1 protein-coding gene is annotated in these 202 nt (G+C 78.7%); it reads left to right on the forward strand.

Going from position 1 to position 202, the window contains the following annotated elements:
• On the forward strand, positions 1-202 hold a 202-nt coding region (locus tag GT042_RS25820), incomplete at both ends, for an urease accessory UreF family protein (RefSeq protein ID WP_345943917.1).

A 202-nucleotide genomic window follows, 5' to 3' on the forward strand; every position in this document is an offset into this window, starting at 1 on the left:
CGGGCTCACGCCCGGGGACGCGGCGCACTGCGCGGCGTACGAGACCGTCAGCGGGCCGGCCACCGCCGCCGTACGCCTCCTCAGCCTCAACCCCTTCGAGGCGACCGCCGTCCTGGCCCGCCTCGCCCCCGAACTGGACGAGGTCGCGGCACGGGCCACCGCGTACGCGGCACGCGCGGCCGACGAGGGCCTCGACGCGCTG

Source organism: Streptomyces sp. SID3212 (genome assembly GCF_009865405.1).
Classification (GTDB): domain Bacteria; phylum Actinomycetota; class Actinomycetes; order Streptomycetales; family Streptomycetaceae; genus Streptomyces.